The sequence below is a fragment of the Erythrobacter ramosus genome (assembly GCF_009828055.1).
GTDB lineage: Bacteria > Pseudomonadota > Alphaproteobacteria > Sphingomonadales > Sphingomonadaceae > Erythrobacter > Erythrobacter ramosus.
Genome location: NZ_WTYB01000002.1, coordinates 344,483 through 360,488, shown reverse-complemented (window position 1 = coordinate 360,488; position 16,006 = coordinate 344,483). Strand labels below are relative to the sequence as shown.

At 64.9% G+C, this 16,006-nt stretch carries 11 protein-coding genes; 3 read left to right on the top strand and 8 right to left on the bottom strand.

All coding sequences use genetic code 11. The features are described from left to right. Positions 1–17: 17 nt before the first annotated feature. Positions 18–1,148 carry a DNA-processing protein DprA gene (gene dprA, locus GRI59_RS08350; RefSeq protein WP_160761572.1) on the bottom strand — a complete coding sequence of 377 codons (1,131 nt, stop codon included), beginning with the start codon at positions 1,146–1,148 and terminating at the stop codon, positions 18–20. A gap of 100 nt (positions 1,149–1,248) precedes the next feature. Continuing rightward, positions 1,249–1,836, bottom strand: a complete 588-nt coding sequence (gene plsY / locus GRI59_RS08345) for a glycerol-3-phosphate 1-O-acyltransferase PlsY (protein WP_160760758.1) — start codon at positions 1,834–1,836, stop codon at positions 1,249–1,251. Positions 1,837–1,994: 158 nt separating this feature from the next. Between plsY and murI the strand changes: the two genes are divergently transcribed. The 3 genes from murI to GRI59_RS08330 all read left to right on the top strand — a co-directional run bounded on the left by murI (position 1,995) and on the right by GRI59_RS08330 (position 4,967). Beyond that, on the top strand, positions 1,995–2,795 hold the full coding sequence (gene murI / locus GRI59_RS08340; protein WP_202390942.1) for a glutamate racemase: 801 nt from the start codon (positions 1,995–1,997) through the stop codon (positions 2,793–2,795). Positions 2,796–2,968: 173 nt separating this feature from the next. Beyond that, positions 2,969–4,189 (top strand): 5-aminolevulinate synthase, encoded by a 1,221-nt coding sequence (gene hemA / locus GRI59_RS08335; protein WP_160761570.1) that lies wholly within the window; start codon positions 2,969–2,971, stop codon positions 4,187–4,189. 85 nt (positions 4,190–4,274) lie between these two features. After that, positions 4,275–4,967 carry a nitroreductase gene (locus GRI59_RS08330; protein ID WP_160760757.1) on the top strand — a complete coding sequence of 231 codons (693 nt, stop codon included), beginning with the start codon at positions 4,275–4,277 and terminating at the stop codon, positions 4,965–4,967. 3 nt (positions 4,968–4,970) lie between these two features. On the opposite strand, the gene GRI59_RS08325 is transcribed toward GRI59_RS08330, so the two are convergent. The 6 genes from GRI59_RS08325 to GRI59_RS08300 all read right to left on the bottom strand — a co-directional run bounded on the left by GRI59_RS08325 (position 4,971) and on the right by GRI59_RS08300 (position 15,950). Then, a complete protein-coding gene (locus GRI59_RS08325; protein WP_160760756.1) occupies positions 4,971–5,855 on the bottom strand; it encodes a DUF5694 domain-containing protein in 885 nt (294 codons plus the stop codon). 73 nt (positions 5,856–5,928) lie between these two features. Next, positions 5,929–7,164, bottom strand: coding sequence for a hypothetical protein (locus GRI59_RS08320; RefSeq protein WP_160760755.1), 1,236 nt, complete (start codon positions 7,162–7,164; stop codon positions 5,929–5,931). An 82-nt stretch (positions 7,165–7,246) separates the two neighbouring features. Further along, positions 7,247–8,683, bottom strand: a complete 1,437-nt coding sequence (locus GRI59_RS08315) for a glutamate synthase small subunit (protein WP_160760754.1) — start codon at positions 8,681–8,683, stop codon at positions 7,247–7,249. A 138-nt stretch (positions 8,684–8,821) separates the two neighbouring features. Next, positions 8,822–13,462: a glutamate synthase large subunit gene (gene gltB / locus GRI59_RS08310; protein WP_160760753.1), complete on the bottom strand. Its 4,641-nt coding sequence runs from the start codon at positions 13,460–13,462 to the stop codon at positions 8,822–8,824. Between the two features lie 276 nt (positions 13,463–13,738). Then, on the bottom strand, positions 13,739–14,695 hold the full coding sequence (locus GRI59_RS08305; RefSeq protein WP_160760752.1) for a hypothetical protein: 957 nt from the start codon (positions 14,693–14,695) through the stop codon (positions 13,739–13,741). A 1-nt stretch (position 14,696) separates the two neighbouring features. Then, on the bottom strand, positions 14,697–15,950 hold the full coding sequence (locus GRI59_RS08300) for a TIGR04063 family PEP-CTERM/XrtA system glycosyltransferase (RefSeq protein ID WP_160760751.1): 1,254 nt from the start codon (positions 15,948–15,950) through the stop codon (positions 14,697–14,699). Positions 15,951–16,006 lie beyond the last annotated feature (56 nt).

The following is a 16,006-nucleotide window of genomic DNA, read 5'->3' as shown; positions in this document are numbered from 1 at the left end:
GTTGTGCAAGGGGGCGCTTATCCGGCGCGGCGGACGGCCCCGTCAGCCTCACGCACCAACTCGCCCGCCAGTTCCAGTTCCAGCAGTGCCATATGCACCTCGGCTGCGGTGGCGGCTGTCTGACGGATCAATTCATCGACGGCGACCGGCGCGTTGGTCAGCAGGTTGGCGATGTCGCCTGAAAGATCGGCCCGCGCCTCGCCCCAGTTGAGCTTGGCGAGTTCGGCGTAGTCGAAGTCAGCCGCCGCGTCCCCCACCCGGAAGCGCGAACGCGGGGCGCCGGTGAAGCTTTGTAGGAGTTCCACCACCTCGTCCGGGGTCTGCACCAGCACCGCGCCTTCGCGGATCAGCTGGTTGCAGCCGCTCGCTCGTGCATCAAGCGGAGAGCCGGGGATCGCCATCACCTCGCGCCCCGCCTCGCCCGCCAACCGCGCGGTGATGAGGGAGCCTGATTGCGGCGCGGCCTCGACTACCAACGTGCCACTGGCAAGCCCGGCGATGATGCGGTTGCGTGAGGGGAAATGCCGCCCGCGCGGCTCGGTGCCGGGAGGTTGTTCAGCGATCAGCAGGCCGTCTGTCGCGATGCGTTCCTGCAATGCGGTGTGCTGCGGCGGATAGGCGATGTCGATGCCGCTGGCGATCACCCCAATGGTCTGCGGAAACGCGCCTTCATGCGCCGCGCCGTCGATGCCGCGCGCAAGGCCGGATACGACAGTGAACCCCGCCTCGGCCAGAGCGGCGGCGAAATCGCGTGCCAGCTTGACCGCCGCCCCGCTGGCGTTGCGCGCGCCGACCAGCGCGACGCAGGGCTCGCTTGCCAGCGACAAGCGGCCCCGACAGGTGACGATCGGCGGAGCAGAGTCCAGCTCGGCCAACAACGCAGGGTAATCAGGCTGATCGTGGAACAGATACCGCGCCCCGGCCTGGCGGACCCCCGCGACTTCGCGCTCGATACTCTCGACGCTGGCTGGGCGATACGGCCCCCGCCCCCGGATCGCCAGATCGGGCAAGGCGTCGAGCGCCGCCGCCGCTGTGCCGAACCGCGCCAGCAATTGGCGATAGCTCACCGGCCCGATATTGGGCGAGCGCAGCAGACGAATGCGCGCGAAAGCTTCTGCTTGAGTGAGTTTGAGTGCGACCTCTTCCATACTCGTCACCCCGGCGAAGGCCGGGGCCCAGTGACCCACCGGGCTGCGCTTGCCGCTCTGGGTCCCGGCCTGCGCCGGCATGACGAAGGGTGAGGAAGGATCATGCCTTGCCCGAGGAACCCACCTTCGGCTCCTCCCCGCGCATCAATCGCCCGATATTGGCGCGGTGTTGCACCAGCACGATGGCAGCAATCGCAATCAGCGGCGGGATGGCGTCAGGATAGCCCAGCCCCCATGCCACCAGCGGCGATGCGACCACTGTCACCATCGAAGACACCGAGGAAATCCGGCTGACATACAGGGTGATGGCCCAGATCGCAGCGCAGGCCAGCATCGCGGGCCACGCCAACGCGAGCAGCGCGCCAGCAGCGCTCGCAAAGCCCTTGCCGCCCTTGAATGCGAGCCACGGCGTGAAGCAATGCCCCGCAACCGCCGCAACCGCGGCTACGCCTTCGGTGCCGGGCCAGAAGTGTCCGGCGACCAGCACCGGCACCGCCGCCTTGGCCGCGTCCAGCAGTACCGTTGCCGCAGCCAGCCCCTTGTTGCCGGTGCGCAGCACATTGGTCGCGCCAATCGAGCCGCTACCGATCTTGCGCACATCCCCCAGCCCGGCTGCACGGGTGAGGATCAGACCGAAGGGGATCGAGCCGAGCGCGAAGCCTAAAAGCGCGGCGAAAAACAATTCCATCAGACCCGTCCCGTTCGCCCTGAGCTTGTCGACCCGCAAGGGCGGGCATTGCCCAACGGCCGCCCTTTCTTCTAATGGCCATGTGAAAAAAGAAAAGGACGAGGGTTGGCCTTTGGCCTACTTCGTGTCCGACAAGCTCAGCCGGAACGGAGATTTTTTTGAACGTCGAGGCCACATCCCCCATCCTGCTGTTCGATTCCGGCGTCGGCGGGCTGACCGTGTACGACGCCTTGCGCAAGGCGCTGCCCGAGGCTCCGGTGATTTACGCCGCCGACCTTGCGGGCCTGCCCTACGGCACCAAGACCGAAGCCCAGATCGCCGCGCGGGTTGCGGGGTTGCTGGGGCGGATGGCGGAGCGGTATCAGCCGCGGCTTGCCTGCATTGCCTGCAATACTGCATCGACCATCGCGCTGGGCATGGTGCGAGATGTGCTGGAGATTCCGGTGGTCGGCACCGTACCAGCGATCAAGCCTGCTGCTGCGGTTACCCGCTCCGGCACCATAGGCCTCGTCGGGACCGAAGCGACGATCCGGCAGGCCTATGTCGATGATCTCGAAGCGCAGTTTGCCAGCGGAAAGCGCCTGCTGCGGGTCGCGGCTCCTGGCCTTGTTGCCGCTGCCGAGGCCAAGCTGCGCGGGCAGCCGGTCGATCCGGCGCTGATCGCAGACGTTCACGCGCGGCTTGCCGCCATGCCGGGCGGAGCGGACATCGACACCCTGGTGCTCGCCTGCACCCACTTCCCGTTGCTGTCTGATGAGCTCGCCGCTGCCTTCGGGAGCGATGTCGCCCAAGTGGACGGCGCCGAGGGTATCGCGCGCCGGATCGCCCACTTGCTTGAAGGGCAGAGCTTCGCCGCGCAAGGCCCCAACCGCTTCGTCGTCACCGGGCCGCTGACCGGGGCACAAGGGCTGGAAGAAGCCCTCGCCACGCGCGGATTCGGCCCGGCAGAAGCGTTCTGATTGATGCCGCCAGCCTTGCGAAACGCTCGCAAAGATCGCTGTGGCAAAAACTGCACTCGCACCCTAGATAATCGCGCGAAACCAACCGCCGTCTGGCACGTTATGGCGTGACAAAAGAAGCACGGCAGGAACGTAGCGCCCGCGTGAGCGGCCGCGAGAGCAGCGAGATGCGAGTGAACTACGATCAGATCTTCGATTCCGCCATCGACCGGTTGCATGAAGAAGGCCGGTACCGGGTTTTTATCGACATCATGCGCAACAAGGGCGCCTATCCCAACGCGCGCTGTTTCCATGGGCACAATGGTCCCAAGCCGATCACGGTTTGGTGCTCGAACGATTACCTGTGCATGGGCCAGCACGACAAGGTGATCGGCGCGATGGAAGCTGCGCTGCATGATGTCGGGGCAGGTTCAGGCGGCACCCGCAATATTGGCGGCAACACCCACTTCCACGTGCAATTGGAAAATGAACTCGCCGACCTGCACGGCAAGGACACGGCCCTGCTGTTCACCAGCGGATACGTCTCGAACGACGCAACGCTTTCGACGCTCGCCAAGCTGCTGCCGGGCTGCGTAATCTTCTCGGACGAGCTGAACCACGCCAGCATGATCGCGGGCATCCGCAATTCGGGCTGCGACAAGAAGGTGTTCCGTCACAATGACGTGGCGCACCTCGAAGAACTGCTCGCCAGCGTCGACATCGACACGCCCAAGCTGATCGCGTTCGAAAGCGTCTATTCGATGGACGGCGATGTCGCCCCGATCCACGCGATCTGCGACCTCGCGGAAAAGTACAACGCGCTCACCTATATCGACGAGGTTCACGCGGTCGGCATGTACGGCGCGCGCGGCGGCGGCATTTCGGAGCGCGACGGTGCGGCCCACCGGATCGACATCATCGAAGGCACGCTCGGCAAAGCATTCGGCGTGATGGGCGGCTATATCGCGGCGAGCCACAAGGTGGTGGACTGCATCCGCTCCTACGCGCCGGGGTTCATCTTCACGACCTCGCTGTCGCCGGTGCTAGTGGCGGGCGTGCTCGCTTCGGTGCGGCACCTCAAGGAGAGCAGCGTTGAGCGTAACGCGCAGCAGCGCGCCGCCGCCATGCTCAAGTTGAAGTTTGCCGAAGCGGGCCTGCCGGTGATGGATTCTGTCACCCACATCGTCCCGCTGATGGTGGGTGATCCGATCCGTGCAAAGAAGATCAGCGACGTCCTGCTCGCCGAGTACGGCGTCTATGTACAGCCGATCAACTTCCCCACCGTGCCGCGCGGCACCGAGCGGCTGCGCTTCACCCCCGGCCCGCACCATACCGATGAGATGATGGACGAGCTGACGGCGGCGCTGGTGGAAATCTGGGACCGGCTGGAGCTGCGGCTGGCAGAAGCAGCGTAATCGCCGTCCCCTTGCCGTAGCGTGCTTTGAGCGGCGCTCCGGCTGGGCTAACGCCTCCCGGAACAGAGATTCGGGAGAGAGAAAAATGGGCGGCACGCCTGACCAGACTTACAGTGAAATCGTCCTCGAGCGGCGGAGCATTCGCGGCTATCTCGACAAGCCCGTGCCGCGTGCGTTGATCGAAGAGATCCTCACTATGGCGATGCGCTCGCCAACCTCCATGAACACCCAGCCCTGGCACTTCCACGTCATCACCGGCGAGCCACTGGGCCGCATCCGCAAGGGCAACACCGACAACATTCTCGCCGGAGTCCCCGACAGCCGCGAATTCCGGCGGGGCGAGGCGTTTGCGGGCGTCCACCGCGATCGCCAGGTCGAAGTCGCCAAGCAATTGTTCGGCGCGATGGGGATCGAACGCGATGACAAGGACGCGCGGCAGGATTGGGTGCTGCGCGGCTTCCGCCAGTTCGACGCGCCGGTGTGCGTGATCGTCACCTATGACCGCGAGTTGGGCGGCTCGGATGACACCGCCTTCGATTGCGGTGCAGTGACGACGGCGCTGGTCAATGCGGCGTGGTCGCGCGGGCTGGGCTGCGTGATCAACTCGCAAGGGATCATGCAGAGCCCAGTGGTGCGCGAACACGCAGGCATTCCGGAGGATCAGGTGATCATGAAAGCGGTCGCACTTGGATGGCCCGATCCGGACTTCCCGGCGAACGCTGTGGTGAGCCTGCGCAAAAGCGTGGACGAGGCCGCGCGCTTCGTGGGGTTTGATTAAGGGCTAAGGCGCAGCGACGCGCGAACGCTCCGCCGCACGTTCGAGATAGGGCATCGCTTCGACCAGTTCGAATCCCGGAACACGCTCGGCGAAATGGCGCAGCCACGTGGCATGACCGCTACCCGCAAGGACAAGGACACGGTCACCCGGCTGAGCCACCATCGCGATCTTGGCGAATATCTTCGCGTTGCGCATGTACCAGTAGGCGTTGAGCTCGGCTCCGGGTTGCTTGTTGCCGTCGCCAAAGCGGAGCAGCGCGTAGTAAAGCCGGTCGTGCATCAGCGCCAAGGCCGCGCCGTCATTGTGCGCGAACAGCGATTCGGCGATCGATTGCCTCGCCAGTTGCTCTTGTTGTTCAGTCGTCATGGACTCGACTTCGGCAAACATCGCCGCAAGCTCATCCATCATTTCGTTAGCCTCGGCAAAGGCTTGCACCTCACCCATCGGGAAGTAGTCGGGCTCGCCCTCTCCCCCTCGCTCGTCATGGCCATAAACAGCCTCATGGCCGAGCTGCCGAGCGAGGCGAAAGCCAATCTGAACGCTTTCGCTGCGCTCGGTCGCCAGCAGCGCGTCAGTTTGAGCATAGTCGGGCAAGGCGAGTGTCGGCGGCGCAGCCTCGTTCTCGACAGCGATCTTGGTGGGGGCCCATTGGGCAAGACTATCCACAAGGTTGGCAATTTCCGCCTGCCGTTTGGGCGCGAGGACGTCATCGACGTTGAATTTGACCACATCAAGGCCGGGATTGGCGAAATGATACATCCCCAGAACCATGACCTGCACCGGTTCCGACGCATCATCGGACGCGGCTTGCACACCAGATGCGTCTTCAGCCAACACAGGCGCAGCAACCAAGGCGGCGATCCCGACCAAAGTCTTCAGAAGTTTCATGCAGCGCCTCCCATCTTGGTGCATTACTGCATTAATGCACCAAGATGGGGATTGGGCAAAGCCACTTGCGCGCCTACTCGCAAAGCCCAGCCGCGCGTTCGGCGATGCCCTTCAGCCCCTTGCACTTCTTCTTGGCGGGCTTAGGCGGTTCCCCGCTCCCCTCGGCAGCGGTATCCGTGCCCCCCATGCTCCCGGCCATGCCTTCCATCCCCGGGAGCAGCATGGTTGACGAACGGAACCGCACGCGGGCGATCCATTCGGGGTTCCAGGGCTTGCGGGCATCGGCCGGACGCGCCGGATAGGCAAAATCGACCTGCGGGCCATAGGCCTGGAGGTTGACCATCATCGCCTCCCCGCTCGCCTGCATCACCTCGGCAGGGATGGTGCAGTCGCGCTGTTCGGGCGGCATGACCGTTCCGGCTGCGATCAGCTTGCGCACCCCGGCGGGCGAGATCCAATCCCACAGCGGGCCGCCGAAGGCCTGCTGTTTCGATGAGGCCCACCACACCATTTCGGTCGGCGTACCGCCGCGCCCCATGCCTTTGGCCCCCATCGCCCAGGCATAATAGCCGGTCGCCTTGTCGAGCCCGGTCCACGCGAGATTGCTGGCACCGCCTGCGACATCGCTGGTGCGAGCTTGCAGCGGAGGCATGAAATCCTCGCCAAGGGTAAAATTGATTTCCTTGGAGTAGTTGGCGGCGATGCGATGCGCGCCGAGCAGCGATCCATTGGCGGGGACCGACTTATTGTCCTTGCCGTGGGGCCAAGAGGTGTAGGTCTTGCTTCCCGAGATGGTCATGGTCCAGTCTTCGGGCAGATTGACGCCGCTCGTGAACAGGCCGGGAGGCATCTCGCCGGCGGCAAGCTTGGCGAAATCGATCACCACCGGCTGTCCCTTGGGTGCACGCGCGCCGCAGCCCCAGTAGAGCAGCAGCCGCCCGCTCGGCCGCTCGAAACTCGGGGTTCCCTCGTATTCTGCTTTGGCCGGCGGCAGCAGCCGCAGCGAGGTGCCGAGGCCCGCGCCTTGGGGCATGAAGTGATCGGCCTGCGGCTTGGGCGCCGTGGTGCTCGCGCCGTGCTGCAACAGCAGCGTGCGCACCGCTTCGGGCGGGCGACCGCGCATCATGCCCATCATCGCCCCAAACCCGCCGCCGCTTGCCATCGCGCCCATGCCGCTCATGGTGGCGGCATCCATCGCGTAACGCACCGGAGGGTTGGCTGATGATTGCGACAGGGCGGTGGTCGACACCAGCGTGGCGGCGCAGCCAAGCCCCGCGAGCGTGACGAAAGCTGAGACAGTCAGACGCATAGTGATTCTCCCCCCGAGATGGCCGGAGGATACCACACAATGCGCAGCCTGACATAGCTGGTAGCAGGGGCGCCCCCGCCCTTTAGCGCGGCAGTTCGCTTACCCCCATCAACGCCTCATCCACGCTGCGCGCGGCTTGCCGGCCTTCACGGATCGCCCAAACCACAAGGCTCTGCCCGCGCCGCATGTCGCCGCATGCGAAGACGCCGGGTTCGCTGGTGGCGTAGCTTTCCGTGTCGGCATCGACATTGCCGCGCGGGCTCAGCGTCACGCCGGCCTGTTCGAGCAATCCGGCCTTCTTCGGCCCCACAAAGCCCATCGCCAGCAGGATCAGATCGGCCGGGATGGTGAATTCGCTGCCCGCCATTTCCTGCATGGACCCGCCAACCCACTCGACGCGCACGCATTCGAGGCCGGTGACCTTCTGGCCATCGCCCAGCACGCGCTTGGCCAGCACCGCCCAGTCGCGCTCGACGCCTTCCTGATGGCTTGACGAGGTGCGCAGCTTCATCGGCCAATCGGGCCAGGTCAGCGCCTTGTCTTCCTTCTCCGGCGGCTTGGGCATGATTTCGAGCTGCGTGACGCTCAATGCGCCCTGCCGGTTCGATGTGCCGACACAGTCGCTCCCCGTATCGCCGCCGCCGAGCACGACGACGTGCTTGCCGGTCGCCAGCAGGGAGCCACGCGGCGCGGCGCGGAGCTCATCGTCGCCTGCGACACGCTTGTTCTGCTGGGTCAGGAATTCCATCGCCAGCCGCACGCCCGACATTTCGGCGCCCGGTATCTGCAATGCGCGCGCATCTTCTGCGCCACCCGCCAGCACCACCGCATCAAAGTTTTCGCGCAGGGAGGCAAAGGAGATGTCGACGCCGACTTCCTTCGAGGTTTTGAACGTCACCCCTTCCGCTTCCATCTGCTGGGCGCGGCGGTTGATGAGGTGCTTTTCCATCTTGAAGTCGGGGATGCCATAACGCAGCAAGCCGCCGACGCGATCCGATTTTTCGAACACCGTGACCGAATGCCCCGCACGCGCCAATTGCTGCGCGCAGGCGAGCCCTGCCGGGCCAGAGCCGACCACCGCAACCGACTTGCCGGTCTTCTTCGCAGGCACCTGCGGGTGGATCCAGCCTTCTTTCCACCCGCGATCAACGATGGCGCATTCGATCGACTTGATGGTGACCGGCTGGTCGATGATGTTGAGCGTGCACGCCGCCTCGCACGGAGCGGGACAGATGCGGCCGGTGAATTCCGGGAAGTTGTTGGTGGAATGCAGCATCGCCAGCGCGCGCTTCCAGTCCGCCTCGTAAACGAGGTGGTTCCAGTCCGGGATCAGGTTGTTCACCGGACAGCCATTGTGGCAGTACGGAATACCGCAATTCATGCAGCGCGAGGCCTGCCCCGCCAGCGTGCCTTCATCCGGCTGGATGACGAATTCGCGGTAGTTCTTCAGCCGTTCCTTGGGATCGAGATAATCCCGCTCACGGCGGTCCAGCTCGAGAAATCCGGTTTCCTTGCCCACGTGTCTTTACCTTCGTTTAAATTCGTCATTGCGAGGGGCCGCAGGCCCCGCCGCAACCCATGACCCGTTGTTTTCAACTCACGTCCTCGGTCGATGGATTGCTTCGCCTTCGGCTCGCAATGACGAGGCTAAATCAAACTACTCCGCCGCGACGCTTTCCGCCTCGTGGCGCTCGGCCTCGAGCCGTTTGAGCGCAGCGGCGTAGTCGCGCGGCATCACCTTCACGAACTTGCCCAGCGCCGCGTCCCAATCGGCCAGCAGCGCGCCCGCAAGCTTGCTACCAGTGTGGAGTTGGTGGCGTTCGACCAGAATGCGCAGTCGTTCAGCATCGTGCCGCAGCATATCGCCCATGCCGAGGTCATTGACCGAGCGCGGGCGCTGCGAGGGGCGTCCGGTGCCTTCCTCGACATCCGGCCCTGCCGCGATCGGCAGTAGATCGACCTGCGCGTGGTTGACCAGATCGGTGAACGCGCCGTCCGGGTCATAGACATAGGCGATCCCGCCGCTCATGCCTGCCGAGAAGTTGCGCCCGGTCTTGCCGAGCACCACCACCACGCCGCCGGTCATGTATTCGCAGCCGTGATCCCCGGTGCCCTCGACCACCGCGATGGCGCCCGAATTGCGCACCGCGAACCGCTCACCTGCGACGCCGTTGAAATAGGCCTCACCCGCAATAGCGCCATACATCACCGTGTTACCGACGATGATGTTGTCCTGAGCGTTGCGCGGTGCCTCGGCGGGCTGGCGCACGATGATGCGCCCGCCTGACAGGCCCTTGCCGACATAGTCATTGGCATCACCGACCAGATCGAGCGTCACCCCGTGGGCCAGCCACGCGCCGAAGCTCTGCCCGGCCACGCCCGTCAGGTTGATGCGGATCGTGTCGGTCGGCAGGCCCTCATGCCCATGCGCCTTGGCGACCTCGCCCGAGAGCATCGCCCCTACCGTGCGGTTCACATTGCGCACGTCGTAGGCGAGTTGCACCGGTGCCTTGGTGTCGATGGCGTTCCGGCAATCGGCGATGAGCTGATTGTCGAGCGCGCCTTCGAGCCCATGATCCTGCGTGCCGCGCTGGCGCAGCGAGGCGCCTTCCTTGATCTCCACCTGATGCAGGATACGCGCAAGGTCGATCCCCCGCGCCTTCCAGTGGCGATGCATCCGGCGGGTGTCGAGCAGGTCGACCCGGCCCACCATCTCGGCGACAGTGCGGATGCCCATCTCGGCCATGATCGCCCGCAGTTCCTCGGCGACGAAGAACATGTAGTTGACCACGTGCTCCGGCTGACCGGTGAAGCGCGCGCGCAGCACCGGGTCCTGAGTGGCAACGCCGACCGGGCAGGTGTTGAGGTGGCACTTGCGCATCATGATGCACCCGGCCGCGATCAGCGGTGCCGTGGCAAAGCCGAACTCGTCCGCGCCAAGCAGCGCGCCGATGGCCACATCACGCCCGGTGCGCAGCCCGCCATCGACCTGCACCGCGATCCGTTCACGCAGATCGTTGAGCAGCAGGGTCTGCTGGGTCTCGGCAAGGCCGATCTCCCACGGCGAACCCGCGTGGGTCAGCGAGGTCAGCGGCGATGCGCCGGTCCCGCCGTCATAGCCCGCAATCGTCACATGGTCCGCGCGCGCCTTGGACACGCCCGCCGCGACCGTGCCGACGCCGACTTCGGACACCAGCTTCACGGAGATGCGCGCGACCGGGTTCACGTTCTTGAGATCGTGGATCAGCTGCGCGAGGTCTTCGATCGAATAGATGTCGTGGTGCGGCGGCGGGCTGATGAGGCCCACGCCGGGCGTCGAGTGCCGCACCGCGCCGATGCGCTTGTCGACCTTGTGGCCGGGCAGCTGGCCGCCCTCACCCGGCTTTGCGCCCTGCGCCATCTTGATCTGGATGTCGTCCGAATTGACGAGATATTCGGTCGTCACACCAAACCGGCCCGAGGCGACCTGCTTGATGCGGCTGCGCATCGAGTCCCCGTTCGCCATCGGCTTGAACCGGAAGGGCTCCTCCCCGCCCTCGCCCGTGTTCGAGCGTCCGCCGATGCGGTTCATCGCAATCGCCATGGTCGAGTGTGCTTCGTGGCTGATCGAGCCGAGGCTCATCGCCCCGGTCGAGAACCGCTTCACGATTTCCGCTGCGGGTTCAACCTCGTCGAGCGGGATCGGCCTATCGGCCTTCTTGAACTCCAGCAGGCCGCGGATCGTCAGCAGCCGTTCGGACTGTTCGTTGATGCTGGCGGCAAATTCGGCGTAGTTCTTCGGGTCGTTGCCGCGCACCGCGTGCTGCAACTGCGCCACGTTCTGCGGGGTCCAGGCGTGTTCCTCACCGCGCAGGCGGTACTGGTAGATCCCGCCAACATCGAGCATCCCGTCATACAGCGGGTTGTCACCATAAGCCTGACCGTGGCGGCGCAAAGCCTCCTCGGCGACTTCGGCAAGGCCGATGCCTTCAATGGTGGTGGCGGTGCCGGTGAAGTACTTCTGGGTGAACTCGGTCGACAGGCCGACCGCGTCGAAGATCTGCGCGCCGCAGTACGACTGGTAGGTCGAAATGCCCATCTTGGACATGACCTTGCGGATGCCCTTGCCCACGCCCTTGATGAAGTTCTGCTGCACCTTGTAGGCGGGCAGATCCGCATGACGCTTCACGCGCAAGGCCTCGATTGTCTCAAACGCGAGATAGGGGTTGATCGCTTCCGCGCCGTAGCCTGCGAGCACGCAGAAGTGGTGCACTTCGCGCGCTTCGCCGGTTTCGACCACGAGGCCGGTCTGCATCCGCAGGCCCTGCCGCACGAGGTGATGATGCACTGCCGCCGTCGCAAGCAGCGCCGGCATCGGCACGCGCGCTTCGCTTTGACCGCGATCAGACAGAACGAGGATGTTGTGATCCTGCAACACCGCTTCGGTCGCGGCCCAACACATTTCTTTCAGGGCCATTTCAAGGCCTTCGGCCCCAGTGCTGGCATCCCATGTCATGTCGATGGTGGCGCAGCGGAACGCGCCGTCGAGCGCTTCCTCCACCGAGCGGATCTTGGCCAGATCCTCGTTAGTGAGGATCGGCTGATGCACTTCGAGCCGCTTATGCGTCCCCGCATCGCGGCCCAGCAGGTTCGGGCGCGGGCCGATCATGCTGGTGAGGCTCATCACCAACTCTTCGCGGATCGGGTCGATCGGCGGATTGGTGACCTGCGCGAAGTTCTGCTTGAAGTAATCGTAGAGCAGCCGCGCGCGGTCAGACAGCACGGCAATCGGCGTATCGGTGCCCATCGATCCGATCGGATCGTCACCATCCACGGCCATCGGTTCGAGGAAGCGGGTGATGTCTTCCTGCGTATAGCCGAACGCCTGCTGGCGTTGCAGCAGCGTGGTTTCCTCAGCCGGAATTGCAGCAAGCTCAGGCACGACATCCGTGATGTCCTCCAGCTTGTACTGCGCCTGCTGGAGCCACTCGGCATAGGGCTCGGCATTGGCGAGTTCGGCCTTGAGCTCGTCATCCTCGATGATGCGACCCTGTTCAAGGTCGATCAGCAGCATCTTGCCGGGCTGCAAGCGCCACTTGCGGACGATGTCTTCCTCGGCAAACGGCAACACGCCGCTTTCAGACGCGAGGCAGACGATATCGTCCTTGGTGACGCAGAAGCGCGCGGGCCGGAGTCCGTTGCGGTCCAGCGTCGCGCCGATCTGGCGGCCATCGGTGAAGCACACCGCCGCCGGGCCGTCCCACGGCTCCATCAAGGCCGCATGATATTCGTAGAACGCGCGCCGTTCGGGCGTCATCTGTGCATTGCCGCTCCACGCCTCAGGAATGAGGATCATCATCGCGTGGGCGAGGCTGTATCCGCCTGCAATCAGCAGTTCCAAGGCGTTATCGAGGCACGCGGTGTCCGATTGACCGTGCGGGATGATCGGCCACATCTTGTCGAGATCGGGGCCGAGCAGCTCGCTTTCCATCGTGCGGCGGCGGGCGTTCATCCAGTTGACGTTGCCGCGCACCGTGTTGATTTCGCCGTTGTGGGCGATGAACCGGAACGGGTGTGCGAGCCGCCAGCTGGGGAAGGTGTTGGTGGAAAAGCGCTGGTGGACGAGGCCTAGCGCCGACACGCAGGCCGGATCGCGCAAGTCGTCATAAAAACTGCCCACCTGCGTCGCCAGCAGCAGGCCTTTGTAGACGATGGTGCGGGTCGAGAAGCTCGGGATATAGGTCTCGGTCACGCCCGGCAGGCCGTGCTTTTCAGCCAGCATCGCCAGCGGGTTCTGCACCTGCTTGCGGATGGTGAGCAGCTTGCGCTCGAACGCGTCCTGATCGGCGCAGATTGACCCGCGCGCGATAACCGCCATCTCGATCACCGGCATGGACGCGATCACCGCCGCGCCCAGCCCGTCCATGGTGGTCGGCACTTCGCGCCAGCCGATGAAACACTGGCCTTCCTTGGCGGTGAAGGCTTCCATCCGCGCCTTGACAAAATCGCGCGCGGCATCGTCCTGGGGGAGGAAGCACATGGCGACGCCATAGTCACCCGGCGCGGGCAGATCGTGGCCATTGGCTTCGGCCCAGCCGCGGATCAGCGGATCGGGAATCTGGATCAAGATGCCTGCGCCATCGCCCAGCAACGGATCGGAACCCACCGCGCCGCGGTGATCCAGGCGGTCGAGGATGTCCAAGGCCTGCGCAACAATCGCGTGGCTTTTTTCACCCTTGATATGCGCAACCATGCCGACGCCGCAGGCGTCATGTTCATTGGCGGGGTCATAGAGACCCTGGGAGGAAGGGTATCCCATGGCAAAAGTCCGATCTGTCAGATGCCGACAGGCGCGAACTCTGCGGCAGACAAGCTCACGCAGGGAACACGCCTCTTGGCAGGTCTATCGGGCGCGCCCAGCCCTTTGCAGGGTTGCTCTTGCCCGTTTTCGGCCCCCTCATGCCGACAGGATGCGGGTTTGGCAATGGGGTTGCGCGAAGTAATATTTCTCGCAGACCTATTCAGACTATCGTTAGATTGCGCATGATGCACGCCCAGCCGGGTTTGGTTGCAGCTTTTGCGCCAGTATCCCGGCTCAGCCCAACCCGCCCCCGACTTTGCGCGGCGTCTGAAGCTGGGCCAAAGCCGCTCGGAGCGGTTCCTTGGCCGCATCGCTAGTGCTTTCCCCGCTCAGTGCAGCGAGCGCCTTGAGCGCCTCGGCGAGCGCGGCTTCGCGTGCGGCGAGATCGGCGGCGGTCAGCGCGCGGGTCGGTGGGCTGGTGCGGTGTTCGTGGAGCGCACCAGCAAAGCGTTCGACCATCTCGGCCATGCTGAGCTCGCTAGTCGGCTGCGCGCGCAGACGGGCGAGCGCAGCGGTGCCGGGATCGGGCACGGTAGCGGCCTGATGCAGCGCGGTAACGGCGGTGTCAGTGACGGGTTCGTCGGCCACCGGTTCAGCGACCGGCAGCGGCTCGGGTGCGGGCTCAGGCGCGTGTTGGGCGACGGGCTCTGCCACATCTTCCACCCACACCGCATTGCGACCGGGCAGTTCGGCAAATTCGGCCAGATTAAGCTCACGCGGCACGCTCTGCGTCTCAGGCGCGACGTCTAGCATCTCTGCATCGAGCCAGGCCGGCGTAGCGAAGCGGGTTGTCTCAATCGGATCATCAAGGCTGCTGCTGCCGAGATCGCGCAACGGGTCGATTGGGTGGATCGCGCGCTTCAATATGGATGGCTCTCCGGCGCGGCGGCGGGCACGGAGGCTTGCGCCAGCGGCAATTGCGAACAATCCGCCGCCCAGCAAAAGCGCCGCAATGGCAGCCGCAATCGGCTGAAGCGGCAGGCCCGACGCGCCAATCATCGTTCCACTCAGCGCCTGTTCGATCAGGGCTGACGGGAGGACCATAACGGTCAAACCGGCCAGCATGGTGCCCCACAATCCGAGGATGGGCGCAAAAGCCCGGTGCGCCACAAGCGATCGCACTGTGCGTCCCCTCGCCTTGCGCGGCGCGCGCTCTTTCGGTCGATCCTGCTGCCCGAACTTCATTGTCATGTCATCCTGCCATAGCGGCCATGCGCCCCGCAGCGCCGCTCTGGTTACGGGCTAGCAACAGATGGTAAACAGAGAGATAATCACGGGCATTGGCAGCCCAGTCATGGCGTGTGCGCACATGGGTAACGGCGCGGTCCTTCATCGCCTCCCAGCCTTCCCGCGCATCGAGCAACCGGGCGAGCGCGGCGGCGCAGGCGGCCGGATCATCGGGCTCAAAAAGCGTGCCGGTTTCGCCATCGGTGATAAGCTCGCGGTGCCCACCCACGCTGGACGCGGCCACCAACCGGCGCTGCGCCATCGCTTCCAACGGCTTCAGAGGCGTGACAAGATCGGTCAGGCGCTGCGCCTTGCGCGGATAGGCGAGCACGTCGACCAGCGAATAGTAGCGCTCAACCGCGCCATGCGGCACGCGCCCGGTGAAGATCACCGCCTCGGGTTCGGGCAGCTTCGCCGCCGCAGCGCGCCAGCTTTCGTCCATCGGCCCCGCGCCCACCAGCAGCAGCCGCGAATCGGGGTGCGAACGGCGCAGCAGCGGCATCGCGGCGATCAGATCATCGACACCTTCATAGGCATAGAAGCTGCCGATATAGCCGATCACCGGCGCGCCATCGGCAATCCCGAGGTCGGCCGCCAGCACGCCATCACGCAGGGGCGGGTCGCCGAACAGGTCAAGATCGACCCCATTGCGCATCACATGAATCCGGCTGTCGGGAATGCCGCGCTCTGCCAGATCCTGCCGCAGCCCTTCGCAGATCGTGAACAGTGCGTCCGCCGCCTTGGCGACCTGGGTTTCGAGCGCGCGGGTCAGGCGATATTTGATGCTGCCTTCGGTGCCGGTGAGATTGCCAACCGCAGCATCTTCCCAAAAGGCGCGGATTTCATAGACGAAGGGAATGCCGAGCGCCCGCGCCGCCCGCTGCGCTGCTGCGCCGCACAGGGCGGGCGAATGGGCATGAATTATGTCGGGGCGCCATTCATCAGCAAGCGCGATGATCGACGCGGTGAGCGCTTCGATCTCGCCCATCTCGCGCAAGGGCGGCGGGCCGGACGGGGTGCCGGGCGTGCGGTGGAACGTCAGCCCGTCCGCTTCTTCGGGCGAGCCGTTCAGCACTGCTTGGAGATTATGGCGCTGCCCGGTGATCCCGCGCACCTCCAACCCCAGCCCCTCCTGCGCTTTCAGGATCGCGCGGGTGCGGAAGGTGTAGCCGCTGTGGAGCGGGAGCGAATGATCGAGCACATGCAGAACGCGGGTCATGCGCATCCATCTATCGCAGGCGTGCTTAACGCCGCGTCAACTGGAGGGGCGTAAAG

Excerpts from the sequence above, each read along its gene's own strand:
- GRI59_RS08305 (WP_160760752.1), bottom strand. The coding sequence starts at position 14,695 with ATGACAATGAAGTTCGGGCAGCAGGATCGACCGAAAGAGCGCGCGCCG.
- dprA (WP_160761572.1), bottom strand. The coding sequence starts at position 1,148 with ATGGAAGAGGTCGCACTCAAACTCACTCAAGCAGAAGCTTTCGCGCGC.
- GRI59_RS08330 (WP_160760757.1), top strand. The coding sequence starts at position 4,275 with ATGGGCGGCACGCCTGACCAGACTTACAGTGAAATCGTCCTCGAGCGG.
- gltB (WP_160760753.1), bottom strand. The coding sequence starts at position 13,462 with ATGGGATACCCTTCCTCCCAGGGTCTCTATGACCCCGCCAATGAACAT.
- GRI59_RS08320 (WP_160760755.1), bottom strand. The coding sequence starts at position 7,164 with ATGCGTCTGACTGTCTCAGCTTTCGTCACGCTCGCGGGGCTTGGCTGC.
- plsY (WP_160760758.1), bottom strand. The coding sequence starts at position 1,836 with ATGGAATTGTTTTTCGCCGCGCTTTTAGGCTTCGCGCTCGGCTCGATC.
- GRI59_RS08325 (WP_160760756.1), bottom strand. The coding sequence starts at position 5,855 with ATGAAACTTCTGAAGACTTTGGTCGGGATCGCCGCCTTGGTTGCTGCG.
- GRI59_RS08300 (WP_160760751.1), bottom strand. The coding sequence starts at position 15,950 with ATGACCCGCGTTCTGCATGTGCTCGATCATTCGCTCCCGCTCCACAGC.